Source organism: Amycolatopsis rhabdoformis (genome assembly GCF_035918295.1).
GTDB classification, from domain to species: Bacteria; Actinomycetota; Actinomycetes; order Mycobacteriales; family Pseudonocardiaceae; genus Amycolatopsis; species Amycolatopsis rhabdoformis.
This window is the reverse complement of record NZ_CP142149.1, coordinates 3,157,401-3,179,618: the sequence shown is the minus strand read 5'-3', so window position 1 is coordinate 3,179,618 and position 22,218 is coordinate 3,157,401. Positions and strand designations below refer to the sequence as shown.

At 72.4% G+C, this 22,218-nt stretch carries 28 protein-coding genes; 6 read left to right on the top strand and 22 right to left on the bottom strand.

Annotation, left to right across the window (positions count from 1 at the left end):
* The first annotated feature begins 16 nt into the window (after positions 1-16).
* Positions 17-1,138, top strand: coding sequence for an NAD(P)-dependent malic enzyme (locus VSH64_RS14325; protein ID WP_326836077.1), 1,122 nt, complete (start codon positions 17-19; stop codon positions 1,136-1,138).
* A gap of 154 nt (positions 1,139-1,292) precedes the next feature.
* Here VSH64_RS14325 and VSH64_RS14320 read toward each other — a convergent pair whose 3' ends face one another.
* Genes VSH64_RS14320 through VSH64_RS14305 form a run of 4 tightly spaced genes read right to left on the bottom strand, consistent with a single transcriptional unit; the run spans position 1,293 to position 4,955 of the window.
* On the bottom strand, positions 1,293-2,387 hold the full coding sequence (locus VSH64_RS14320) for an Rv2629 family ribosome hibernation factor (protein WP_326836076.1): 1,095 nt from the start codon (positions 2,385-2,387) through the stop codon (positions 1,293-1,295).
* A 25-nt stretch (positions 2,388-2,412) separates the two neighbouring features.
* Complete coding sequence (locus tag VSH64_RS14315; RefSeq protein WP_326836075.1) at positions 2,413-4,203, bottom strand: thiamine pyrophosphate-requiring protein; 1,791 nt, start codon at positions 4,201-4,203, stop codon at positions 2,413-2,415.
* Between the two features lie 36 nt (positions 4,204-4,239).
* On the bottom strand, positions 4,240-4,545 hold the full coding sequence (locus VSH64_RS14310) for a DUF3618 domain-containing protein (RefSeq protein ID WP_326836074.1): 306 nt from the start codon (positions 4,543-4,545) through the stop codon (positions 4,240-4,242).
* Positions 4,542-4,955, bottom strand: coding sequence for a phage holin family protein (locus VSH64_RS14305; protein WP_326836072.1), 414 nt, complete (start codon positions 4,953-4,955; stop codon positions 4,542-4,544). Before VSH64_RS14305 ends, VSH64_RS14310 begins: the two co-directional genes overlap by 4 nt.
* A gap of 148 nt (positions 4,956-5,103) precedes the next feature.
* On the opposite strand from VSH64_RS14305, the gene VSH64_RS14300 reads away from it, so the two are divergent.
* Positions 5,104-5,541, top strand: coding sequence for an SRPBCC family protein (locus VSH64_RS14300; RefSeq protein WP_326836071.1), 438 nt, complete (start codon positions 5,104-5,106; stop codon positions 5,539-5,541).
* A gap of 153 nt (positions 5,542-5,694) precedes the next feature.
* Here the strand turns inward: VSH64_RS14300 and VSH64_RS14295 are convergent, their stop codons facing one another.
* The 7 genes from VSH64_RS14295 to VSH64_RS14265 form a co-directional block, all read right to left on the bottom strand.
* Positions 5,695-6,303 carry an endonuclease gene (locus VSH64_RS14295; protein ID WP_326836070.1) on the bottom strand — a complete coding sequence of 203 codons (609 nt, stop codon included), beginning with the start codon at positions 6,301-6,303 and terminating at the stop codon, positions 5,695-5,697.
* The gene (locus VSH64_RS14290) at positions 6,300-6,740 is read right to left on the bottom strand and encodes a hypothetical protein (RefSeq protein ID WP_326836069.1); all 441 of its coding nucleotides are present in this window, start codon (positions 6,738-6,740) and stop codon (positions 6,300-6,302) included. The genes VSH64_RS14295 and VSH64_RS14290 overlap by 4 nt, the downstream gene beginning before the upstream one ends.
* A 71-nt stretch (positions 6,741-6,811) precedes the next feature.
* Positions 6,812-7,171 carry a VOC family protein gene (locus VSH64_RS14285; protein WP_326836068.1) on the bottom strand — a complete coding sequence of 120 codons (360 nt, stop codon included), beginning with the start codon at positions 7,169-7,171 and terminating at the stop codon, positions 6,812-6,814.
* Positions 7,172-7,264: 93 nt separating this feature from the next.
* Positions 7,265-7,597 (bottom strand): plasmid stabilization protein, encoded by a 333-nt coding sequence (locus VSH64_RS14280; RefSeq protein ID WP_326836067.1) that lies wholly within the window; start codon positions 7,595-7,597, stop codon positions 7,265-7,267.
* 56 nt (positions 7,598-7,653) lie between these two features.
* On the bottom strand, positions 7,654-7,788 hold the full coding sequence (locus VSH64_RS14275) for a hypothetical protein (RefSeq protein WP_326836066.1): 135 nt from the start codon (positions 7,786-7,788) through the stop codon (positions 7,654-7,656).
* A complete protein-coding gene (locus tag VSH64_RS14270) occupies positions 7,785-7,946 on the bottom strand; it encodes a hypothetical protein (protein ID WP_326836065.1) in 162 nt (53 codons plus the stop codon). Before VSH64_RS14270 ends, VSH64_RS14275 begins: the two co-directional genes overlap by 4 nt.
* A gap of 55 nt (positions 7,947-8,001) precedes the next feature.
* Complete coding sequence (locus tag VSH64_RS14265; protein ID WP_326836064.1) at positions 8,002-8,472, bottom strand: SRPBCC family protein; 471 nt, start codon at positions 8,470-8,472, stop codon at positions 8,002-8,004.
* 125 nt (positions 8,473-8,597) lie between these two features.
* Between VSH64_RS14265 and VSH64_RS14260 the strand changes: the two genes are divergently transcribed.
* Both VSH64_RS14260 and VSH64_RS14255 read left to right on the top strand, forming a co-directional pair.
* Positions 8,598-9,206: a flavin reductase family protein gene (locus tag VSH64_RS14260; protein ID WP_326836063.1), complete on the top strand. Its 609-nt coding sequence runs from the start codon at positions 8,598-8,600 to the stop codon at positions 9,204-9,206.
* Between the two features lie 70 nt (positions 9,207-9,276).
* Positions 9,277-10,977, top strand: coding sequence for an AMP-binding protein (locus VSH64_RS14255; RefSeq protein WP_326836062.1), 1,701 nt, complete (start codon positions 9,277-9,279; stop codon positions 10,975-10,977).
* 6 nt (positions 10,978-10,983) lie between these two features.
* Here the strand turns inward: VSH64_RS14255 and VSH64_RS14250 are convergent, their stop codons facing one another.
* The 3 genes from VSH64_RS14250 to VSH64_RS14240 form a co-directional block, all read right to left on the bottom strand.
* On the bottom strand, positions 10,984-11,346 hold the full coding sequence (locus tag VSH64_RS14250; RefSeq protein WP_326836061.1) for a hypothetical protein: 363 nt from the start codon (positions 11,344-11,346) through the stop codon (positions 10,984-10,986).
* Between the two features lie 110 nt (positions 11,347-11,456).
* On the bottom strand, positions 11,457-11,804 hold the full coding sequence (locus VSH64_RS14245; RefSeq protein WP_326836060.1) for a DUF2255 family protein: 348 nt from the start codon (positions 11,802-11,804) through the stop codon (positions 11,457-11,459).
* Positions 11,801-12,661 carry a helix-turn-helix domain-containing protein gene (locus tag VSH64_RS14240; RefSeq protein WP_326836059.1) on the bottom strand — a complete coding sequence of 287 codons (861 nt, stop codon included), beginning with the start codon at positions 12,659-12,661 and terminating at the stop codon, positions 11,801-11,803. Before VSH64_RS14240 ends, VSH64_RS14245 begins: the two co-directional genes overlap by 4 nt.
* A 142-nt stretch (positions 12,662-12,803) precedes the next feature.
* Between VSH64_RS14240 and VSH64_RS14235 the strand changes: the two genes are divergently transcribed.
* Both VSH64_RS14235 and VSH64_RS14230 read left to right on the top strand, forming a co-directional pair.
* A complete protein-coding gene (locus VSH64_RS14235) occupies positions 12,804-13,712 on the top strand; it encodes an alpha/beta hydrolase (protein ID WP_326836058.1) in 909 nt (302 codons plus the stop codon).
* 300 nt (positions 13,713-14,012) lie between these two features.
* Positions 14,013-14,945, top strand: coding sequence for a LysR family transcriptional regulator (locus tag VSH64_RS14230; protein WP_326836057.1), 933 nt, complete (start codon positions 14,013-14,015; stop codon positions 14,943-14,945).
* A 15-nt stretch (positions 14,946-14,960) separates the two neighbouring features.
* On the opposite strand, the gene VSH64_RS14225 is transcribed toward VSH64_RS14230, so the two are convergent.
* Genes VSH64_RS14225 through VSH64_RS14190 form a run of 8 tightly spaced genes read right to left on the bottom strand, consistent with a single transcriptional unit; the run spans position 14,961 to position 22,208 of the window.
* Positions 14,961-15,767, bottom strand: coding sequence for an alpha/beta fold hydrolase (locus VSH64_RS14225; protein WP_326836056.1), 807 nt, complete (start codon positions 15,765-15,767; stop codon positions 14,961-14,963).
* Positions 15,768-15,778: 11 nt separating this feature from the next.
* Entirely contained in the window at positions 15,779-16,987 is a 1,209-nt protein-coding gene (locus tag VSH64_RS14220; RefSeq protein WP_326836055.1) for a cytochrome P450, read from the bottom strand.
* A 3-nt stretch (positions 16,988-16,990) separates the two neighbouring features.
* Positions 16,991-17,428 carry a PaaI family thioesterase gene (locus VSH64_RS14215; RefSeq protein WP_326836054.1) on the bottom strand — a complete coding sequence of 146 codons (438 nt, stop codon included), beginning with the start codon at positions 17,426-17,428 and terminating at the stop codon, positions 16,991-16,993.
* Complete coding sequence (locus VSH64_RS14210) at positions 17,428-19,113, bottom strand: fatty acyl-AMP ligase (protein ID WP_326836053.1); 1,686 nt, start codon at positions 19,111-19,113, stop codon at positions 17,428-17,430. Before VSH64_RS14210 ends, VSH64_RS14215 begins: the two co-directional genes overlap by 1 nt.
* A complete protein-coding gene (locus tag VSH64_RS14205) occupies positions 19,110-19,850 on the bottom strand; it encodes a thioesterase II family protein (protein ID WP_326836052.1) in 741 nt (246 codons plus the stop codon). The genes VSH64_RS14210 and VSH64_RS14205 overlap by 4 nt, the downstream gene beginning before the upstream one ends.
* Complete coding sequence (locus tag VSH64_RS14200; protein WP_326836051.1) at positions 19,847-21,073, bottom strand: cytochrome P450; 1,227 nt, start codon at positions 21,071-21,073, stop codon at positions 19,847-19,849. Before VSH64_RS14200 ends, VSH64_RS14205 begins: the two co-directional genes overlap by 4 nt.
* A complete protein-coding gene (locus VSH64_RS14195) occupies positions 21,070-21,951 on the bottom strand; it encodes a cyclopropane-fatty-acyl-phospholipid synthase family protein (protein ID WP_326836050.1) in 882 nt (293 codons plus the stop codon). Before VSH64_RS14195 ends, VSH64_RS14200 begins: the two co-directional genes overlap by 4 nt.
* A complete protein-coding gene (locus VSH64_RS14190) occupies positions 21,948-22,208 on the bottom strand; it encodes an acyl carrier protein (protein WP_326836049.1) in 261 nt (86 codons plus the stop codon). Before VSH64_RS14190 ends, VSH64_RS14195 begins: the two co-directional genes overlap by 4 nt.
* Between the last annotated feature and the right edge of the window lie 10 nt (positions 22,209-22,218).

Genomic DNA, 22,218 nt, shown 5'->3' with positions numbered 1-22,218 from the left:
GGGGTAACCGCCGGGCATGAGCCGAAGCCGAGGAAAAGTGGAGGTCGTGGCCCGGGTCCGCCTCGAAGGCCCCGAGGACCTCGCCAGGGAGTACACGCCGGGCGTCGCGGAGGTCGCCGAGCGGGTGGCCGACGATCCCTCGGCCCTGGGGCGCGAGACGGTGAAGGCCAACTCGGTCGCGATCGTGTCCGACGGGTCGGCGCTGCTCGGGCTCGGCGACCGCGGTCCGGCCGCCGCGCTGCCCGTGATGGAGGGCAAGGCGGCGCTGCTGAAACGGTTCGCCGACGTCGACGCCTGGCCGATCTGCCCGGTCAGCCGCGAACCCGACGACCTGGTGCGCACGGTAAAGGATCTCGCGACGTCGTTCGGCGCGATCAATCTCGAGGACATCGCCGCGCCGAGGTGCTTCACGGTCGAACGCCGCCTGCGCGACGAGCTCGACATCCCGGTCTTCCACGACGACCAGCACGGCACCGCGGTCGTGGTGCTCGCCGCGCTGCACAACGCCCTGAAACTCACCGACCGCGAACCCGCCGGCACGTCCGTGGTGATCTCCGGCGCGGGCGCGGCGGGCAGCGCCACCGCCCGGCTGCTGCGCGAGGCCGGCTACCGGCAGATCACCGTCTGCGACCGCGAAGGCGTGCTGCACCCGGGCCGCGACCTCGTGGGGGAGAAGCGCTGGCTCGCGGAGAACACCAACCCCGACGGCGCGGTCGAAGGCAGTCTGCGCGAGGCATTGTCCGACGCCGACGTGTTCATCGGCGTAAGCGCCGGCGGCCTCCTGCGCGAAGAAGACGTGGCCGCGATGGCTGACCGCGCGATCGTGTTCGCCCTGGCCAACCCCGACCCCGAGGTGGACCCGGACCTCGCCGGCAAACACGCGGAGATCGTCGCCACCGGCCGCAGCGACCACCCGAACCAGATCAACAACGTCCTCGTCTTCCCCGGTATGTTCCGCGGCCTCCTCGACTCCGGCGCGCCCCGCGTCACGACCCGCATGCTGCTCGCCGCGGCCCACGCCCTGGCCGACGTCGTCGCCGACGACCTCACCCCGCAGCGCATCGTGCCGACGGTGTTCGACGAGGGCGTGGTGGAGGCCGTCGCGGGTGCGGTGGCCGGTGCGGCTGAGCAGGACTGACTGGGCGAGGGTCTTGGGCGGGAGGAACGGGTGGCGGCACACCGAACGCGGGGAACGAGCCGCCCGTCTCGTTCCCCGCGTTCGCCGGGCGGCGCGGGCACACCCCGCCGCCTGTCCGCGCCGCCCGGGTCAGGGGATCAAGGAGTCCAGCGGGTCACGCGTGGCGCAGCAGCGCGGCGAACCCGTCTTGCAGATCGAGGCGCTCGTCCATCACCACCACGTCGGCGCCGACGGCCACGGCGGCGAAGGGCAGGGCTTCGTCGGCGCGGTGCGCGGACGGGTCGCCGGCGCCGAGGGCGGCCAGGCGGGGCTTGGCCACGCCGACCTGGGTCGGTTCGGGACCGGTGAGCACGTGGGCGTCGCCGGGGTCGCCGACGAGCAGCGTGGCGACGTTGGCCTCGGACAGGGCCGCCGTCACGGCTTCGAGGCCGCTCACGGCCAGGCCCGAGCCGCGGCCGGTCTCGGCGTGGAAGCGTTCGGCGAGGTCGTCGAGCTCGCCGAGGCGGCGGCCGATCAGCAGTTCGCGCACGTACTCGTCGAGCTCCGTGCGGTCGGCCCCGGCCGCACGGCCGCCGGAGTCGGACTGCTCGGTGATCGCGCGGACCGGTTCGGGCAGCAGGTTCAGCAGCTCGGCGCGCGCCTGCACCTCACCCGCCAGCACCACGAGGCCGGCGCCGGTGTGCTGCACCGTTTTCGCGACGTGCGCGGCGACCTCCTCGAGGTTGTGCCGCACGGCTTCCTCGGCGCGGCTGCGCAGGCTCCGGTGTTCGGGGCCGCCGCCACGCACCTTGTGCACGTCGTCCTCGCTGCCCTGCGCGGTTTCGGTGTGGACGGTGCCGTCGGGGTGGTGCACCTCGACGTCGGCGCCGTGCCGGTCCACGAGCACCACCAGGTGCTCGGGCGCGTCCCCGGCGTGCAGCACCACCGGCAGGAAGTACGGCAGGTCGGAGTAGCGCGCCTCCTGCTCGCCGGGCGGCGCGGAGAGGCGCCGGTCGGCCACGACCTCGCCGTGCGCGGCGACGATGCTCCGGCCCGCCGCACCGACGGGCGGGGGAGTGTCCTCGATCGCGGCCACGATCGCCTCGACCGTGGCCGGATCGGCGTCCTGTTCGGACAGTGCCGCGCAGATTTCTTTCAACCGCAGGCGAAGCTGCTTCGCGGCGTCTTCGGTGTCGTGGGACTCGTCGAGGTGGACCGAGGCGAACGGTCCGGTGGCGGTCGTGAGGGGGCGCAGGTCGCTGGTGTCCACAAGCGACTCCTTTCGGTAACGCGGATCAGGTGCGCGTGGGCAGGAGTTCCTGCATCTTCGTCTTCAGGCCCTGGGTGACCAGGTGCCACGCGTGGGGATCACCCTTGAGGACCGCTTCGGTCATGGATTTGAGCTGCTCGAACGTCGCGTGTGGCGGGATCGGCGGCACCTCGGGGTCGCAGCGCACGTCGAGCACGGTCGGCACGTCGGCGTTGAGCGCGGTGGTCCAGGCGTCGCCGAGGCGTGCGGGGTCGTCGACCGCGATGCCGCCCAGCCCGATGCCGCGCGCGAAGTCCGCGTAGGACACTTCCGGCAGCGACTGCGACGGCTCGAACTTCGGCGCGCCGCCCATCGCCCGCAGCTCCCAGGTGACCTGGTTGAGGTCGCCGTTGTGGAACACGCAGATCACGCACCGCTGGTCGCTCCACAGCTCGCGGTAGCGGGCGAGGGTGAGCAGCTCGGCGAGGCCGTTCATCTGCATGGCGCCGTCGCCGACGAGCGCGATCACGGGCCGGTCGGGAAAGGCGAACTTGGCGCCGATCGCGTACGGCACGCCCGGGCCCATCGTGGCGAGCGTGCCCGAGAGCGAGCCCCGCACCTGGCCGCGGATGCGCAGGTTGCGCGCGTACCAGTTGGCGGTCGAGCCCGCGTCGGCCGTCACGATGGCGTCGTCGGGCAGGCGCTCGGACAGCTCGTGGACGATGCGCATCGGGTTGATCGGGTCGGCCTCGAGCATCGCCTGGCGGGTCACGGTGTCGGCCCACTCGGTCACGTTCTTCTCCACCCGCTGCCGCCAGCCGCGCTCGGTTTTCCTCTCCAGCAACGGGATCAGCCGCGCCAACGTGGACTTCGCGTCGCCGAGCAGCGGCACCTCGGTGGGGTAGCGCAGGCCCAGGAACCGTGCGTCGAGGTCGATCTGCACCGCGCGGGCCTGCCCGAACGGCGGCAGGAACTGGCTGTACGGGAACGCCGAGCCGACGATCAGCAGCGTGTCGCAGTCGCGCATCAGCTCGTAGCTGGGGCGGGTGCCGAGCAGGCCGATCGCCCCGGTCACGTACGGCAGGTCGTCGGGCAGCACGTCCTTGCCCAGCAACGCCTTCGCCACCCCGGCGCCGGTCAGCTCGGCGACCTCGCGCACCTCGGTTACGGCGTTGCGCGCGCCCTGCCCGATCAGGATCGCCACCTTCTCGCCGGCGTTGAGCACGTCGGCCGCTCGCGTGAGCTCTTCGTCGGGCGGCACGACTTTCGCCCGCGGATGGCTCGGCGGGCTCGAGGGCACGTGCTTGAACTCGTGCTCGGGTGGCGAGTACGGCAGTTCCTGCACGTCGGCGGGGATGATCACCGCGGTGGGCGCGCGCTGTGCGAGCGCGGTGCGGATCGCGCGGTCGAGCGCGTTCGGCAGTTGCTCGGGCACGTTCACCTCGACCAGGTACTCGCTGGCGACGTCCTTGAACAGCGCCTGCAGATCCACTTCCTGCTGGTAGCTGCCGCCCATCGCGCTGCGCGCGGTCTGGCCGACGATCGCCACCACCGGCACGTGATCGAGCTTGGCGTCGTAGAGCCCGTTGAGCAGGTGGATCGCGCCGGGCCCCGACGTCGCCGCGCAGACGCCGACACGGCCGCTGAACTTGGCGTAGCCGACGGCCTCGAACGCCGCCATCTCCTCGTGGCGCGCCTGCACGAATCTCGGCTCGTCACCGGCCGCGCCGAACGCGGCCACGAGGCCGTTGATCCCGTCACCGGGATACCCGAACACCTGCTCGACGTCCCATTCGCGCAGCCTCTGCACCACGTGGTCCGCAACGGTTGTGGTCATGCCGCCCGGGTACCGCCCGCTCGCGGCGGGCAAACATCATCCGTCGTCGTGGGAGCGCCGGCGCAGGATGATCCGCAGCACGATGAGCAATCCGAGCAGGCTCGCGAAAACCGGCACGGGATTGGCGCGAACCGTGTCGGCGCCCTGGCGGACCTTCGCCGCGGTGGGTTTGCCGACGACCGAGCCCACCTTCTCCTCGGCCTGGTCGAGCCGGTTGTCCAGGCCCTGCTTGATTTTCGGCCGCACGTCGAGCTTCTGCTCGAGGTCGTCGAGCGTCTGCGCGAGCTCGGCCCGCGTGGCATCGCGGTCGACGCGGACCTCTTCCGGGGTTTCGCGGTTCACGAGTGCACCTCCTGCCGCACGACCTCGACGTCCTTGCGCACGCCCTCGATGGCTTCCTCCGGCACCGGTGGCGTCGCGCGCTTGAGCTGGCTGCGCCCGACCGTCGCGGCGATCGCGGCGATCAGGAACAACACACCCGCCACGACCAGCGCCGCCGCCCACCCGGGCAGCACGAGCGCGAGCGCCATGATCGCGGCGGCGATCACGGCGGCGGCGCCGTAGAGCGCGATCAACCCGGCGGCGCCGAACAACCCGGCCCCCATCCCGAACCGCGTGCGCTTCTCCTTCAGCTCCAGCACCGCGAGCCGCACCTCGTCGTGCACCAGCCGTTTCACCTGCTCGGTGAGGTCGGAGACGAGCTCGCCGAACGATCGTTCCTTCGCCGGAATCGGTTGCACCTCTTCGGTCACCACGCACCTCCATCGTCGCGTCGGTCCCGGCACCCGCAGCCGGGTGATCACCGGGTTCCCGCTGGCGCGCCGCCTCAACCGGCCGGTTCGCGGCTGCCGGTGGTTGGCCGCGCGCGGCTCGGGTACCCGGCGGCCAGGAGGTGATCCCATGGCCGACTACCACCACAGCGCCACGGTCGACCTGCCGGCGGACGAGCTGTTCGCCTACCTGCGGGAGCCGCGGAACCTGCCGCACTACTTCACGCAGATGCAGGCGGCCGAGCCCGAAGGCGGCGACGCCGTGCACGTCGAGGCGGAAATCCACGGCGAGCACGTGGAAGGTGAGGCCTGGCTGAAGGTCGACGAGGACAACCGCACCCTTTCGTGGGGCGCGCGGGGCCCGCACGAGTACGAGGGCGAACTGAGCATCGACGACGCCGGCCCCGCCGCGAGCGAGGTGAAGGTGACGCTGCGCAGCGTCCGGGAAGGCTCGGCCGACGAGATCCAGCGCGGCCTCGAAGAAACCGTGGCGGCGCTGGCCCACACCGCGGTCGCCGACTCGGACGTGGCGGAGAGCCGACGCGAGGGCGGGTGGACCGGCGGCTGAACCCGGGTCGCCGGCGCGCCCCACCCGTGGCTTGCGGTGGGGTGCGCCCGGTCCGGGGCGATCCCTCCCCGTGCTCGACGAGCCGGCCCGTCGCCCAATGAAGAGCGTTTCCCTGATCCGCAGCCTCGTCGCGGGTTTGCTCTCCGTGGGCGCTCAGCCCTTGCGGGCGCTCACCTGTACCAACGCGGCGGCGAGCCGCGCGACGTCCGCATCGGACACGAGCGCGGCGAGTTTCGCGGGATCGGTCGGCAGGCCGGCCTTCTCCGCGCCCGCGAGGGCCCGCTCGTCGAAGTAGGGGCGAACCCATGGCCACACCGCCTGCACTTCCTGGCAGAAGATCCGCGCACCCGTGGGGCCGATGCGCGGGAAGCCGGTGAGGAGCTTCTCCAGACGATCGATCTCACCGTCGGCGGCTTTCGCGAGCTCGCGCAGGTCGTCGTGGTACGTGTCGTGCAGGAATTCGGCGCCGGAGAGCAGGTATCGCGCGGTGCTCTCGTCGTAGCGGGCGTAGCCTCCGCGGCCCAGCGCGTGCACGCGATCGAGCCACTCCGAATCGCGCATCGCCTGAGGAGTGCGCCAGCCAGTCCGCCAGAGCTCCCGCGCCGCCGCCACGGCGACGCTCGTGCCGATGGGCGCCGACATCAGCGTGACGAGCACCAGCAGCTGGTAGAGCGGTTTCGGCTTGTCGGCGAGCTTGATCCCGGCCTGCTCGGCGTGGGTGGTGCCGTACTCGGCGAGCACCGCGTCGACCCTGCCGCTCACGGCCGGCCACTCGACGGCGCCGCCACGGCGTTGATCGTCTCGGCCACGAGCTCGGGTTCGGCCACGGTCACCGTGAGCCCCGGGTGGCGCACGAGCCCGAACGGCTCGATCCCCGGCACCGGCTCGTGGAAGCGGATGCAGACACCGCGCCGGGTGCTCGTCCCCAGCGTCAGGCCGCGATCGGCCAGGGACAACCGCGCGCCGAAGACCCGGAAGGCGCGGTACGGTCCGGAAACCTCCGCACCGGCGAGATTGCCGAGCGGCGTCGAGACGACGAAGGGGCCCAGCCGCACGCGCAGACCGTCGGCGTCGAGCGAGAGACCGTCGCGATCACCGCGCAGGCGGCGCAGCCACGCGGGCAACTCGAACCGCGCGCACATCCGGTGGTGGACCACGGTTGTCGTGAACTCTGCGCTCTGAACCGGAGCCGACTGCATGACGACCTTCCTCGTGCTCGGGTGCGATCCTTTCGGCTACCCGGTGATCGCTCACGGAAACCGGCCGGGGTTCATCGCCTCGGCAGGACGCAGAACTCGTTCCCCTCCGGATCGGCGAGCACGACCCAATGCTCGTCCTCCGGATCGGCCAGCACCTTCGCGCCGAGCGTCACCAGGCGCTCCACCTCGTCGCGCTGCTCGATCGTGTCCGGGGCGAGGTCGAGGTGCAGGCGGTTCTTCGTGGTCTTGCCCTCGGGCACGGGTTGGAACAGCAGTGACGGCCGGTCGGGGCCCTTCAGCTCGACGTAAGTGAGGCCGTGGCCGTCGGTCCAGTGCTCAGTAGCCGGGTAGCCGAGGGCTTCGCGCCAGAACGCGGCCAGGGCCTCGGCGTGGTGGCAATCGACGGCGACGGCGATCAACCTGCTGCTCACAAGGCGGCTCCTCGGGTGCTCGGCGGGTGAGTCCACAGCGGACACACCGATCCCGCCGACCGGGTAGACAGCGGTCGGCGGAATCAAAGCAGGTCAGCGCCCCAGCGCCTTCTCCAGCTCCTTCTTGCTCATACTCGACCGCCCCTTGATGTTGCGCTGCTTGGCTTCGTTGTAGAGCTGGTCCTTCGTGGGCCCGGCCGGGCCGAGGCCGCGGCCGCTGCGTTCGCCGCCGCGTTGCTGGGGGCTCTTGTCGCGCACCGAGGTTTTGCTGGCGGTGCGCGACTCGCCCGAGCGCGCACGGTTCTTGTTCACCGTGCGGGCCGCGATTTCCTTCGCGCGGGCCGTGCCGGCGCCGCGGTGCTTCTGCTCGGACTTGATGTGCTCGTACTGGCGTTCGCGCTTGGCGCTCCAGGTCTCCTGTGGCACGGCTCCTCCTTCGCTCGTGACCTGCGGTTACCCGGTGCACCCGCGATCAAACGGGGTCAGGAGCCCGACTGCGGGTCGGTGTCGTCGTGCGGGTTGCGGGAGGTGCCCTGCTCGCCGCGGATGGTTTCTTTCTCCTCCTCGGCCGAGTCGCCGTAGGCGTCGCGGTTTTCGCGCTTGTCGGGGTCGGTCACGGTGAATCCTCCTGCTGCTCGGCTTCGGGCGGCTCGGACCCGGTGTCCATCAGGTCGGGCCGGGAGTCGCGGGCCTCCTGGGCGGCGTCCTTGGCTTCGCTGATCGCGTGGCGGACTTCGTCGAGCTGCTCGTCCAGCTGCTTCTCGTCGGCAGTCATCGGTGGCTCCCTTCCGGCCTTCGGATACCACCGGGCCCGCGCGGCGAAACCGCGGTCAGTGCTGCTGCGGCGGCGGGGCGACGTCCCCGCGCCACGTGCCGGTCTCGTGCCCGTCGCGGTTTTCGATGAAGGTCTTGAAGCGCTGCATGTCACCCTTCACGCGCCGGTCGAGGAGGCCGAGCTTGTCGGCCGTCTTCTCGGCGAAGCCGTCGGGATCCAGGTCCATCTGCGCGGTGACCCGCGTGGTCTTGTCGTCGAGCCGGTGGAACGTGATCACGCCCGCGTGCGTCGGCCCGGAGTCCGAGGCCCACGCGACGCGCTCGTCCGGGTGCTGCTCGGTGATCGTCGCGTCGAACTCCCGCGTGATGCCACCCAGCGCGACCTTCCAGTGCGTGTGCGTGGCGTCGACCTGCCGCACCTCCTCGACGCCGTCCATGAACCGCGGGAACGACTCGAACTGCGTCCACTGGTTGTACGCCGCGGAAACCGGCGCCTGCACGTCGACGAACTCGGTGATGGTGCTCATGGGCGAGAACTCCTTTCGTCCGGTGGCGTTCCTTCGCGGCTTACCCGGTGCGGGAGGATCAAAACGGACGGGCGACCCGATCGTTCGGCCGGCGCCGAACCGTGTCGCCCCTAGCGTGGCCACCCGTGGACGATCATGTCGCGATAACGCCCAGCATCCTGTACTTCGGCACGCCCGTGGTGTTGCTGACCACCGAGAACGCCGACGGCACCCCGAACATCACGCCGATGTCGTCGGCGTGGGCGCTGGGAGAGGTGGTGGTGCTCGGGCTCGCTCGCACCGGCCACGGCGCGCGCAATCTCACCGAGCGGCCGGACCTGGTGATCAACCTGCCGGGCCCGGACCAGTGGGCGGCGGTGGAGCGGCTCGCGCCGCTGACGGGCGCGAATCCCGTGCCGGAGCACAAACGCGGGCGCTTCCGGTACGAACCGGACAAGTTCGCCGCCGCGGGATGGACAGGGGTGCCGGCGGAGGTGGTGCGGCCGCCGCGGATCGGGGAGTGCCCGTTGCAGCTGGAGGCGCGAGCGGCGGAGATCCGTGAGCGGGCCGGGTTCCTGGTCATCGAGGCCGACGTGCTGCGGGTGCACTGCGCGCCGGACCTCGTCGTGCCCGGGACGCAGCACGTGGATCCGGCGAAGTGGAGCCCCCTGATCTACAACTTCCGCCACTACTTCGGCCTCGGCGCGCAGCTCGGGCACAGCTTCCGCTCGGAGACGGTGCCCACGCGGGCTTGACCCGGGTTGCCCGGTCGGCCGGGGAACTCTGCCCGGCCGGGCCTCGGTGCGGCCCGGCCGCGGTCGTAGCGTGGTCCTGCTGGTCATCCACCGCGAGAAGGGCCCGGTCATCACCGACGACGTGTTCACCCCCGGCCCGGGACGCACCGTTTTCAGCCTGCGGCCCCCGAAGTCCGATGTGGACCGCTTCCGCGAGGAAGGCGTGTGGCGGGACGGGAACCCGGTGCAGGACCTAGTGCGCTGGCGCGACGAGACGCCGGATGCCGTCGCGCTCATCGCGCTGCAGACGGAAACCGGCGAGACGACCAGCTTGACCTACCGGGACTACGCGCGGTGCGTCGAGCGGTACGCCGGTGCGCTGGCCGAGCTCGGGGTGGGGCCTGGGCAGGTGGTGGCGCTGCAGCTGCCCAACGTGTGGCAGGTGCCGCCGTTGCTGCTGGCTTGTTTCCGGCTCGGCGCGGTGGTGGCGCCCGTGATGCCGACGATCCGGTCGCGCGAGCTGGAACGCGTGCTGCATCGGGTCGGTGCGACGGTGTGCGTGACGGCCGACGTCTGGGACGGCTACGACCACGCCGGCGCCCTCGCGGAGATGGCGCCGCGGCTGCCGAAGCTGCGCCACCGCGTCGTGCTGGGCTCGCGGATCGGGGCCGGCGAAGTGGACTTCACCCGGCATTTCGAGCAGCCACGCGAAACCCGGCCCCTCGACGACGCCTGGCCGGACCCGGACCAGGTGTGCGTGGTGCTCTTCACGTCCGGCACCTCAGGCCGGCCGAAAGCCGCGCTGCACACGTTCAACACCGAGTACGCCACCGCCGCCGCGCACGTGACGCCCGACGACCGCGGGCCGGCCGAACGCTTCTTCACCCCGCACTCGCTCACCCACACCGGCGGCATCTTCCTGTGCCTCATGCGCCCGCTGCTCACCGGCGGCAGCGGTGTGGTCGCGGACCGCTGGGTGCCCGAGGCGATCGGCCCGTTCCTCGAAGCGACGGCCGTGACCCAGGTGCTGATCGCGCCGGTGTTCCTGGCCGAGCTGATGCCGTTCGCGCGTCCCGGCAGCCTGCGGCTCGTGACCACGCTCGGCACGGCGACGCCGGCGCCGCTGGTGGAAGCCGTCGCCCGCGATCTGGGCCTGCCGCTGCGCACGTGCTGGGGCATGACCGAGTCCGGCGGCACCCTGATGCGCGCCGACGACCCGCCGGACTGGGCTCTGCACAGCGCCGGGCGCGTCTCCCGGGGCAGCGAACTCGACTTGCGCTCCGACCTGGGCGAAATCACCGCCGAACGCCCCGGCCGGCTCTACATCCGCGGCGCCACCGTGTGCCTGGCCACGGTCGGGCGCGACACCGGCGAGCTCGTGGTGCCGGCCGACCACGATCACGGCTGGTACGACACCGGCGACCTCGCGATTCCCGACGGCCGCGGCGGCATCCGCCTGATGGGCCGCGACGCCGACCGCATCGGCGGCGTGCTCATGATCCCGGCCTCCGACGTCGAGTCCGCGCTGCTCGCCCACCCGGCCGTCCGCGACGTCGCGCTCGTCGGCTACCCCGACCCGGCCGGCGGCGAGCTCCCCGCGGCCGTGGTCGTGGCCGCCGGGAGCCCACCCACGCTCGCCGACCTGCGCGAGCACCTCGCCGCCCTCGGCATGACGGAGTGGTACTGGCCGACCCGCCTGGAGCTCGTCGATCAGCTGCCGCGCAACGCGATGGGCAAGATCCGCAAGGACGTGCTGGCGCGCGACCTCACGCGGCGATCCACAGTGGACTGACCGGGCTCACTGGTGCCAGCCGACCGCGCCGCTCGCGGTGTTCTGCATCCGCGCGTACGCGACGACCTGCGCGCTGGAGCCCAGGTGGCAGGTCATCGTGCCGGTGGCCGGCGCGTGCACCACGTTCGAGAACGAGCACCCGCTCAGGTCGACGTTGTTCGCGATGAGCTTCAGCTCCTGGGCGTACCCGCCGCCCTGCAGGTCGTAGTCGAGGTAGAGGGTACCCGCGTGGGCGGCGCCGGCCGTGCTCACGCACGTGGTGCCGCCGCACGGGCCGCGCCCGCTCAGCGGCTGCGCGGTCGCCACTCCGGCGGCGGCCACGGTGAGCAGGCCGGCGATCGTGAGCGTGGTGGCGGTGTTCTTCAGCATGGTGGCTTCCTCCGGCGCGTCGCGGGGCAAGATCGCCGATCATCGTCGGGCCGCGGGAGGACGCCGGACAACCTTTTCGAGCACGCTCGAAAGCGTGTGTTCGAAGGGGGTCACAGCGGCGTGATCCGCAACGTCGCCGCGTGGGCCTGCGCGTTCGTCACGAGGGACGCGGCGCTGTACCGGGCCTGGTACGCCCCATCGACCGACGCCGAGTGCTCGGTGTCGGGCGCAAACGCGACGGCTCGGTCGAGCGAACCCACCCGGATGCGACCACGTCGCGAGGCGTGCGCGGCTTGGAACCACCGCGAGCCCGGGCCCCGGAAGGCGCGCACGAACACCAGGTCGTCGACGACCACGAAGCCCACCTCCACCCACGCGGAACCTTCGGTCCCGGCCGTGAGGCTCAGCGCGGCTTCCGCCGTGAGCACCGCCAAGTCCTCGGCCGACCAGGCCGTCACCGCTGCACCGCCGAGGGGTCGGCCTGCCAGGACAACAGGATGTCCAGGGCGTCGCGCGAGGGCGTGCCGGGGTCGGCAGTGAGGACCATCAGGCGCTGGCCGGAGCCGTCGGGGCTGAGCCAGGTGTCGCAGTCGAGCGTGAGGTCGCCGACGAGCGGGTGGCGGTAGGTCTTGGTGCCGAAACCCGCGCTGGTCACGCGGTGCTCGGCCCACCAGGTGCGGAAGTCGCTGTCCCGCACCGAGAGTTCGCCGACCAGGCGGGCCAGGTCGGGGTCGTCGGGATCGGCGGCGGCTTCCCTGCGCAGGGCCGACACGGCCACCCGCGCGTCCTGGTGCCAGTGCGGGTGCAGGGTCCGGAACGCGGGCTCGGTGAACATGAGGTGCACGTAGTTGCGCCGCGCCGGTGGGAGCCGGGCGAAGTCCACGTACAGCGCGGTGGCCGCGGTGTTCCACGCCAGGACGTCGAGGCGTTTGCCGAGGACGAGCGCCGGGGTGTCGGTGAGCCGGTCGAGCAGCCGGTGGATCGCGGGCCGCGCGTGCTGCGCGGTGCGGCGCCGCCGCGGGCGGGCGTCGGCCTTGCCGGCCAGGTCGTAGAGGTAGCTCTGCTGGTCTTCGTCCAGGCGCAGGGCCGTGGCGAGCGTGGCCAGCACCGTCGCCGACGCCTGCACCCGGCCCTGCTCGAGCCGCGTGTAGTACTCGACGCTGATGGCCGCCAGCTGCGCGACCTCGGTGCGGCGCAGCCCGGCGACCTTGCGCCGCGTGCCGCCTTCGGGCAGCCCGACCTCGCGGGGGGTCAGCTGGGCGCGGCGCGCCTTGAGGAAGTCGCCGAGCCGCGCGGAGCCGGACGGAGTGGTCATGCGTCCATCATGCGCCCGCCCGGCCGCGCGCAAGAGGGCCAGGATCCTGACCACCCTGAAACCTGTCTCTGGTGGCGTGGGCGCGGCGGCCCGATCGTGGAGTCAGGCCCGGCACCGCGCCGGGCGAAGAAGGGAACTTCCCGTGACCAAGATCGACGTCACCTTCGACAGCGCCGGCCTCCGCCTCGCCGGCCATCTCCACGTGCCGGCGGCCGACGGACCGCTCCCCGCCGTGATCGTCGGCCACCCCGGCAGCGGCGTGAAAGAACAGGCCGCGGGCCTCTACGCCGCGCGCCTGGCCGAGCTCGGCTTCGTGACGCTCGCGTTCGACGCCGCCTACCAGGGCGAGAGCGCCGGCGAGCCGCGCGGCCTGGAGGACCCGGCCCAGCGCGTGGAGGACTTCAAGGCGGCGGTGTCGTTCCTCACCACCCGGTCCGAAGTGGACGCCGGCCGCATCGGCGAGCTGGGCATCTGCGCCTCCGGCGGTTACGTGCTCTCCGCGGCACCGGCCGACCGGCGCGTGAAGGCCGTCGCCACGGTGAGCGCCGCCGACATCTCACGCCAGTTCCGCCTCGGCGCCGACGGCTCGCAGGACCCCGCCGTGTTCGAGGGCATGCTGGAGGCCGCCGCGCAGGCCCGCACCGCTGCGGCCGCCGGCGAGAAGCCCGCGCCGCTCACGCTTTTCCCCGACACCGCCGAACAGGCGCGCGCCCTCGGCCGGGAACACGGTGTGGAGGGCTTCGAGTACTACCGCACCGACCGCGGCTTCCACCCCCGCTCGGCCGAGTTCTTCGACTGGACGAGCATCGACAGGTTCGCCTCGTTCGACGCCTTCGCCGCCGTGCCGCTGCTCGGCTCGCGACCGCTGCTCATGATCACCGGCACCCGCGCGGACACCGCGTGGATGAGCGTGGAGGCGTTCCAGAGGGCGACCGGCCCCAAGGAGCTGTACCGGGTCGAGGGCGCCGGCCACGTCGACCTGTACGACAAGGAGCAGTACGTGGGCCCGGCGCTGGAGAAGCTGGCCCGGTTCTTCACCGAGAACCTCTGAACCGTCCATTGTGGCCGGACGGCGGCACACGTGTTGGCATGAAGTCAAATACCGTTCCGTCAAGACCGTCACCCGGTCGTTCCACAGTGGACTCCGCGGGACCGTCGACGCCGAGTGCGAAGAAATTCCATGTTTTGGTGACGATTCCGCACGCCGGGGAGAATTCACCCGCTGAGCCCAGTGCCGGTCGGGCTCTGGCACCAGCATCTAATCGGGCTGTCTTGCGGCCTGCAACGAAGGTTCACCGCCCGTTCTCACGGGTGGACGACGCTGGCGTCCACAACCGTGCGGAGGCTGGAAATGGAGTTCAGACATCTGGAGGGCTTTCTCGCCGTCGCCGAAGAGCTGCATTTCGGGCGGGCGGCGGCGCGGTTGCACCGGACGCAACCGTCGTTGAGCCAGCAGCTGCAGCGCCTCGAGCGGACGCTCGACGTGCAGCTGGTGGACCGGACGTCGCACGAGGTGCGGCTCACCTCGGCCGGCCGGGCGTTCGAGGTGGACGCCCGCGCGATCATCGCGCAGGCCCAGAAGGCGGCCGATACGGCGCGCGAGGCCGCCGCGGGGCGCACCGGCACCGTCCGCGTGGGGTACAACTTCCCGGCCGGCCAGCACATCCTGCCGGCGACGATGGCGATGATGCACACGCAGCACCCCCAGCTCTCCGTCCGGCTCGAAGAGCGGCGCACCGGCTCGCAGCTGGCCGCGCTGGCCGAGGGCGAGCTCGACGTCGCCCTCGTGTACGGCCACCCGGTCACCAGCGATTTCCGCCACCGGCGCCTGCTGAGCCTGCCGATGATCGCCATCGTGGGCCAGGGGCACCGGTGGGCCGGGCGGCCGGGGGTGCCGTTCGCGGAGCTGGCCCGGCAGGCCTGCATCCTGTTCTCCCGCGAGAAGTGCCCGGCGATGTACGACGCGATCATGACGGCGGCCGAGCGCGCGAGTGTGCGGCTCAGCGTGGCCCACGTGGTCGACGACCCGGTGGCCACGGGCATCCTGGTGTCGGTGAAGCCGCTCGTCGGGTTCGCGTCCGTGTCGCGCGGCATCTTCGGCATCGGCACGGCCGGCGGCGTGCGCCCGACCTGGGTGCAGCTCTACGACCCGGTGCCGATGATCGACCTCTACGCCGTGTGGCGCGAGGGCGACGGACCCCACGCACCACGCACGGCGTTCCTCGACTGCCTCGAGGCGGCCGGGCCGTTCCACGCGCCGGCGCGGGAGGCCAGGATCGCCTGAGCCGGCCCGCGGCCCTCAGCCGAGGAACTTCTCCAGCAGAGCGGTGATCACGGCGGGCTGCTCCAGGCTGCTGGTGTGGCCGCACTCGGGCACCACGTGCAGCTCGGCGCCGGTGATGTGCGCGGCGAGGTACTCGGACTCGGCCGGAGGCGTCGCGACGTCGTCGGCTCCGACCACCACGAGCGTCGGCGCGGTGATCGCCGCGAGCTCGGCGATCACCGGCGCGCGGCGGCTCACGCCGAGCACGGCCTGGCGCAGGCCGCCGCGCCCCACCCGGGTGAGCTGGGCGGTCCACTCGGCGAGCGTGGCCCGCGCGGCCGGGTCGGCGAGGAACGCCGGGCCGAACAGCAGCGGCTTCACCCGGCCCAGCACGGCCTTGATCCCGACCAGCTGCTGCACACGGGCGAGCAGGTTGTTGCGGCGCGTCTTCTCCGGCTCCTCACCCGCGGCGCTGGTGTCCAGCAGCACCAGGGAGCGCACGAGCTCAGGGTGGCGCGCGGCCAGGCGCAGCCCCACGAACCCGCCCATCGACAGCCCGACCCAGTGCACGGGCCCCACGCCGAGCTGCCGGATGAGGGCCACGGCGTCGGCGGTCAGCGAGTCCAGGTCGTAGCCGCCGGGCGCGGGCGGGCTCGCGCCCTGACCCCGCCAGTCGAGGGTCACGCACCGGTAGCGCGCCCGCAGCGCCGCGATCTGCGGGTGGAACATCCAGCCGCTGAACAGCAGGCCGTGGCCGAACACGAGCACCGGCGCCTCGGGCCGGTCGGGCGCACCGGTGTCGGTGTAGGCGATCGTGGCGCCGTCGCGCTCGAAGGTGGGCATCGCTCGCTCTCCTAGCGCGCGGTCACCGGCAGCGTGGCCGGGCCGCGGACGTTGATCCGGCCGTTCCAGGTCACGCCGTCGAGCCGGGGCCCGGCGAACCGCTGCGCGAACCGGGTGAAGGCGACGCGGGCTTCGAGCCGCGCCAGCGCCGCGCCGAGGCAGTGGTGCACGCCCGCGCCGAAGGACACGTTCTGGTGCGCGCCCTCGCGGTCCAGGCGCAGCTCGTCGGCGTCGGCGCCCCAGAACTCCGGGTCGCGGTTGGCCGCGGCCAGGCACGCGACGACCCAGCTGCCGGCCGGGATCACGGACCCGCGCACGGCCACCGGTTCCGTGGTGACGCGCCGCATGAGGTGCACCGGCGTGTCGTAGCGCAGCAGCTCTTCGACGGCGTTGCCCGCCAGCTCCGGGTTCCGCCGCAGCAGCGCGTATTGCTCGGGGTGGCGCAGCAGCGCGAGAATCCCGCCGGCGATGAGGTTCACCGTGGTCTCGTGGCCCGCCACGTAGAGGAACGCGACCTGCGCGACCAGTTCGTCCTCGCTGAGCACGTCGCCGTGGTCCTCGGCGGCGAGCAGCGCGGTGAACAGGTCGTCCTCGCCGTGGGCCCGCTTCCAGCCGACGAGGTCGGCGATCATCGCGGTGAGCTCGGCGCTCGCCTCGCGCGTGCGGGCCTGCAGGTCGGGGCTCGGCAGCGGTTCGAGGCCCAGCGCGAGGGTGCCGGTGAGCTCCCGCAGCCGCTCGTGCTCCACAGCCGGGATGCCCAGCAGCTCGGAGATCACCGTGAACGGCAGCGGGAACGCGAACTCCGCCACCACGTCGGCCTGTCCCGCCGCGGCCATCCGGTCGAGCGCGGTGTCCACCAGCTCCGTGATCCGCGGTTCGAGCGCCTCCACGGCCCGGCGGGTGAACACGCTCGTGACGAGCCGGCGCAGCCGCGTGTGGTCCGGCGGGTCGCGGTCGAGCAGCGACAGGCCGCCCATCATCCGGTTGGCCTTGCCGAGCTTGTCCGAATCGCGTTTCCACGCCGGCAGCACGGTGAGGTTCTGCTCGTCCACGGAGTGGCCGCGCTGCACGCGGGCCACGTCGTCGTAGCGGGAAAGCAGCCAGAACCCGAGCGGGTGCTCGTGGGCGGGCGCGACTTCGCGCAGCTCGGCGTAGTGCGGGTAGGGGTCCTCGGCGAACCCGTCGGCGAACAGGTCGAAGACGTACGCGCTGCCGGTCACGGCTCAGCCCTGCGGGAGCGGGATGTTGCGCATGGACACCAGGGCCGTGGCGCAGAGCGTCTCCTGCTCGCCGGTGCAGGCGAACAGGTCGGCCGCCGCGACGGTGGTCGTGCGGCCCGCCTTCACGACCCGGCCGCGCGCGAGCACCTTCTCGCCCTGCGCCGGGGCCACGAGCTTCACCGTGTAGTCCACGGTCATGTTGACCCAGCCGGCCGGCAGCAGCGTGCCCGCGGCCGAGCCGGCGGCGAAGTCGGCGAGCGAGCCGAGCACCCCGCCCTGGAAGAACCCGTTGTGCTGCGAGAGCTCCTCGCGGAACGGCTGCACGATCTCGACCTCACCGCGCTCGATCCGGCCGAAGGTGAAGCCCAGGTGCTTCGCGGCGGGCATGCTCAGCACCACGGCCCGTACGGCCTGCGCGAAGTCGGGGTTCGGTTCGGTCATCAGGGTGCTGTCCTCTCGGTCTCCTGCGGCCACCGGGTGAAACCCTCGGTGAGGTAACGGTCGCGGGCCGCGGCCCGCATCATCTTGCCGCTGCTGGTCTTCGGCAGCTCGCCCTGGCGCACCAGCAGCAGCGCGCCGAGGGCCACGTCGTGCTCGCGGGTCACGGCGGCCCGGATGGCGCCGGCGACCTCGGCCGGATCGGCGTCGTGGCGGTCGTCGCGCTTGATTTCGGCGACCACCACGAGCTTCTCCTGCTCGGCGCCCGGCACCGTGAACGCGGCGACCGAGCCGGGCCGCACCGAGGGGTGCGCGGCTTCGGTGGTGTGTTCCAGGTCGTGCGGGTAGTGGTTGCGGCCGCGGATGATGATCAGGTCCTTGCGCCGGCCCACCACGTACAGCTCGTCGCCGGCCAGCACGCCGAGGTCGCCGGTGCGCAGGAACCGGGCCCCCGGGAACGTCTCGGGGAAGGTCTCGGCCGTGGCCTCGGGCCGTTTCCAGTAGCCCTGGGTCACGTGGTCGCCGGCCACCCAGATCTCGCCGACCTCGCCGGTCGCGCGTGGTTCGAGTGTGTCCGGATCGACGATCCGCACGGTGCCGCCCGGCAGCGCCGTGCCGGAGCCGGCCAGTTCGCGGCCGTCGGTCCTCGGCGTGAGCCGGCCGTGGGCCAGCTCGTCGACGTCGGCGAACAGCGTGCGCCGGCCCGCGCCCTTGCGGCTGCCGGTGACGATCAGCGTGGCTTCGGCCAGGCCGTAACACGGGTGGAACGCCGACTCGCGGAAGCCGGCGGGTGCGAACGTTTCCGAGAACCGGCACAGGGTCTGCGGGCGGATCGGCTCGGCACCGTTGAAGGCGACCTGCCACGACGAGAGGTCGAGCCCCTCGGGCACGCCGGTGCGCGCCGCCTGGGCGACACACGCGTCGTAGGCGAAGTTCGGGCCGCCGCTGGTGTGGGCGCGGTAGCGGGAGATCGTGGCGAGCCACAGCGCCGGACGGCGGATGAACGCGCCGGGAGACATGAGGATCGCGGTGGCGCCGACGTACAGCGGCTGCAGCACGTTGCCGATCAGGCCCTGGTCGTGGAAGAACGGCGCCCAGCCGACCACGGTCGAGTCCGCGTCGTGGCCGAAGCCGTGGCGGATCATCGCCTGGTTGGCCAGGAGGTTGCCGTGCGACACCAGCACGCCCTTGGGCTTCGACGTCGAGCCCGATGTGTACTGGAGGAACGCCAGGGTGTCGGTGCCGACCTCGACGGGCGTGAAGTCCGCGGCCGGCACCGCGTCCACCGCGATCCAGGCCGGCGCGCCGCACAGCTCGTCCACAGTGGACTTGAGTGCGGCGAGGCTCGACAGCGTGAGCGCGGCCGCCGGCTCGCAGTCGCGCACGATGCTCACCGTGGCTTCCTGCACGCGCCCGCGCCGCGGCGGGTTCACCGGCACGGCGACGACGCCGGCGTAGAGACAGCCGAAGTACGCCACGATGAAGTCAAGGCATTGCGGGAACAGCAGCAGGGCGCGGTCGCCCGGCGCGCAGTGCCGGGACAGCTCGGCGGCGACCGCGAGCGCCCGCCGGTGCAGCGCGGCGTAGGTCAGCTCGGCGGTTTCCTCGCCGTCCTCGTTCACGAACACGTAGGCCCGCCGGTCCGGCTGCGTCGCCGCGCGGTGGGTGAGGATTTCGGGCAGCGTCACGCTCGCTCCAGGGCCTCGGTGATCCGCGCCGCGATGGCGGCCCGGTGCTGCTGGTGGAAGAAGTGCCCGCCGCCGAACGCGTGGGTGGCGAACGGGCCGACGGTCATCGCGCGCCACGCGGTGACCTGATCGGCGTCGACGATCGGGTCCTCGGTTCCGGCGAACACCGTGATCGGGCAGCGCAGCCGCGGATGCGTCACGTGGTCGTACTCCTCCGACAGCGCGAGGTCGGCCTTGATCAGCGGGAACGCGTAGCGCCGGAACGCCGGGCCGGCCTGCGTCGCGGTCGCCATGCCGAGGTCGGTGAGGGCGACGGCGAACTCGTCGTCGGGCAGGCGGTGGATCGGCGCCTTGCGCGCGGGCAGGTGCGGCGCGCGGCGGCCGGACACGAACAGGTGCGCGGGCGGGTGGCCGACGTCGTCGAGCGCGCGGGCGAGCTCGAACGCGAGCAGCGCGCCCATGCTGTGCCCGTACAACGCCAGCGGGCCTTCGCCCAGTGCCAGCACCTGCGGCAGCAGCCCGGCCACGGCGTCGGCCAGGCGGCGCAGCGGGGGCCGCCCGGCCGCGTCCTCCCGGCCGGGCAGCTGCACCCGCACCGGCGCGATGCCCGGCGGGAACAGCTCGGGCCAGCGCGCGAACGACGCGGCGCCGGCCCCGGCGTGCGGCAGGCAGATCAAGCGGGTGTCGGCCGGCGTGCCGGTCCACCGCAGCCACGGCAGGCTCGCGACGCCGGTCACCGGGCGCCGCCGAGCGACAAGGGCAGGTGCCGGGGACCGCGGACGATGAAACTGTGATCCTGGTACTCGATCTCGTCGACGTCCGGGGTGAAGTGCCCGGCCCGGCGCAGGAGCTGCTCGAAGGCGACCTCGGCCTGCAGCTCGGCCAACAGGCCGCCGAGACAGCCGTGCATGCCGTGCCCGAACGCGAGGTGCCCCTTCGCGTCGCGGGTCACGTCGAACTCCTCGGGCCGCGCGAAGACCTCCGGATCGCGGTTGGCCGCGCCCAGGCACAGCAGCACCTGATCGCCTTCGCGCACGGTGGCGCCGCCGATCTCGACGTCCCGGGTCGCCAGGCGTTTGGTGAGCTGCAGCGGGCAGTCGTAGCGCAGCATCTCCTGCACGGCGGCGCGCACCAGCTCGGGGCGGCGACGCAGCAGCGCGGCCTGCTCGGGGTGGCGGGCCAGGGCGACCAGTCCGTTGCCGATCAACGACTTCGTGGTCTCGTTGCCGGCGACGAAACACATCACGCAGACGAAGATCAGCTCCTCGTCGGCCAGGCGGTCGCCGCCGCCGGTCTCGGTGGCCAGCAGCCGGCTCACGAGGTCGTCGCCGGGGTGCGCGCGCCGTTCGCGCAGCACTTCTTCCAGCGCTGCCACGAACTGCTCGACGACCGCGCACACGTGGGTGAAGTCGTCGCCGCGCATCAGGCCGGGTTCGAGCAGGAACCGGATGTCGTGGGTCCACCGGCCAACCTGGGCGCGCAGGTCGTCGGGCAGCGCGAGCCACTGCGAGAGCACGGCCACGGGCAGCGGTGCCGCGAAGTCGTCGATCGCGTCGAAGCCGTCGGCGGTCGCGGTGCGGTCCAGCAGCTCGCCGGCCACCTTCTCCACGAGCGGGCGCAGCGTCGCCACCGCCGGCGCGGTGAACACCCGGTTCACCAGGCCGCGCAGCCTGGCGTGGTCGGGATTGTCGGTGAACACCAGCGACTTCCGGCCGAGCTGCTCGATCCGGGTCACGTCGATCCCCGGCGTCCGTTCGGCCTGTTTCGTCACGAGCCGGGGGATCAGGCCCGCGCTGAACGAGCGGTCGCGCAGCACGCGTTGCACGTCCTCGTGGCGGGTGAGCACCCACATGCCGAGCGTCTTGTGCACCGGCCGGGTTTCGCGCAGCTGCCGGTACTGCGGGTACGGATCGGCGCGGAACGCCGCGCCGAGCGGGTTGAACCGGGCCGGCGCGCTCATCGCGTGAAGTGCCCGGTCGGGTAGGGGACGAGCACGAGCCGCAGCAGGCCGATCTTGCCCATGCGGAACCCGAGTGCCGACAGCTTGAGGTAGCGCTCGTAGCGGGCGACGACCTCGGCGCCGACCAGCTCCACGGCTTCCGCCCGCCGGGCGCGCAGCCGCCGGGCCCACTGCTCGCACGTCCACGCGTAGTCGAGCCGCGCGTTGTGCATCGAGCGGATCTCGAACAGGCCCTCGGCCGCGGCGGTGATCTCCGTGAGCGTGGGCAGGTCCGCGTCGGGGAAGATCTCCTGCTGCATGAAGTGGCTGGCGTCGGCCGCGGACATGTTGGCGTAGGCGATGGTCTGCAGCGACAGCGTGCCGGCGGGCGTGAGCCAGCCGCGGCAGCGGGTGAAGAACTCGCGGTAGACGGCGATCTTCTGGGCCGCGGTGGTGCCGGGCCGCGCGAAGTGCTCGAACGCGCCGATCGAGACGATGCCGTCGAACCGGGTGTCGGGCTCGTAGTCGGTCCAGCTTTCCAGCACCACCTCGACGCCGGGGTAGCCGCGGGCGGCGACGAACGCGGCCTGGCGTTCGCTCAGCGTCAGCCCGACCGCGCGGCGCACGCGATGCGTGGTCCCGGTGAGCCGCCGCAGCAGCGAACCCCAGCCGCAGCCGATGTCGAGCACGGTCTCCGCGTCCGTCGCGTCGATCGCGTCCAGGTGGTACTCGAGCTTGTGTTCCTGGGCGGCTTCGAGCGAGTCCTCGGCGGATTCGCGCAGCGCGCACGAGTAGGTGAGCGAACTGTCGAGCCACAGGCGGAAGAACTCGTCGCCCACGTCGTAGTGGTGCCGGATCGCGCCGGCGGCCGCACTCGCCGTGGGGACCGTGGTCGTCATGGCGCCACGCGCCGGGCCAGCTGCTCACGCAGGTACACCGCGACCGCGCGCAGGGTCGGGTTGTCGAACAGCGTCTCGGGCGCCACGTCCACGTCGTAGTGCTCCTCGACCTCCGTCAGCAGCGCCACGGCGATCGCGGAGTCGATGCCGAGGTGGTCGAAGTCCGCTTCGGGGTCCACGGCGTCGACCTCGATCTCGAGCAGGTCGGCCACGTAGCGGCGGCAGAACCGCACGATCGCTTCCTCGCTGGTGTCCACTTCGGTCTTC

Coding starts and splice junctions, on each gene's coding strand:
- VSH64_RS14325 (WP_326836077.1), top strand. CDS start 17: ATGAGCCGAAGCCGAGGAAAAGTGGAGGTCGTGGCCCGGGTCCGCCTC.
- VSH64_RS14315 (WP_326836075.1), bottom strand. CDS start 4,203: ATGACCACAACCGTTGCGGACCACGTGGTGCAGAGGCTGCGCGAATGG.
- VSH64_RS14300 (WP_326836071.1), top strand. CDS start 5,104: ATGGCCGACTACCACCACAGCGCCACGGTCGACCTGCCGGCGGACGAG.
- VSH64_RS14290 (WP_326836069.1), bottom strand. CDS start 6,740: ATGCAGTCGGCTCCGGTTCAGAGCGCAGAGTTCACGACAACCGTGGTC.
- VSH64_RS14270 (WP_326836065.1), bottom strand. CDS start 7,946: ATGACTGCCGACGAGAAGCAGCTGGACGAGCAGCTCGACGAAGTCCGC.
- VSH64_RS14265 (WP_326836064.1), bottom strand. CDS start 8,472: ATGAGCACCATCACCGAGTTCGTCGACGTGCAGGCGCCGGTTTCCGCG.
- VSH64_RS14250 (WP_326836061.1), bottom strand. CDS start 11,346: ATGCTGAAGAACACCGCCACCACGCTCACGATCGCCGGCCTGCTCACC.
- VSH64_RS14240 (WP_326836059.1), bottom strand. CDS start 12,661: ATGACCACTCCGTCCGGCTCCGCGCGGCTCGGCGACTTCCTCAAGGCG.
- VSH64_RS14230 (WP_326836057.1), top strand. CDS start 14,013: ATGGAGTTCAGACATCTGGAGGGCTTTCTCGCCGTCGCCGAAGAGCTG.
- VSH64_RS14225 (WP_326836056.1), bottom strand. CDS start 15,767: ATGCCCACCTTCGAGCGCGACGGCGCCACGATCGCCTACACCGACACC.
- VSH64_RS14215 (WP_326836054.1), bottom strand. CDS start 17,428: ATGACCGAACCGAACCCCGACTTCGCGCAGGCCGTACGGGCCGTGGTG.
- VSH64_RS14200 (WP_326836051.1), bottom strand. CDS start 21,073: ATGAGCGCGCCGGCCCGGTTCAACCCGCTCGGCGCGGCGTTCCGCGCC.
- VSH64_RS14195 (WP_326836050.1), bottom strand. CDS start 21,951: ATGACGACCACGGTCCCCACGGCGAGTGCGGCCGCCGGCGCGATCCGG.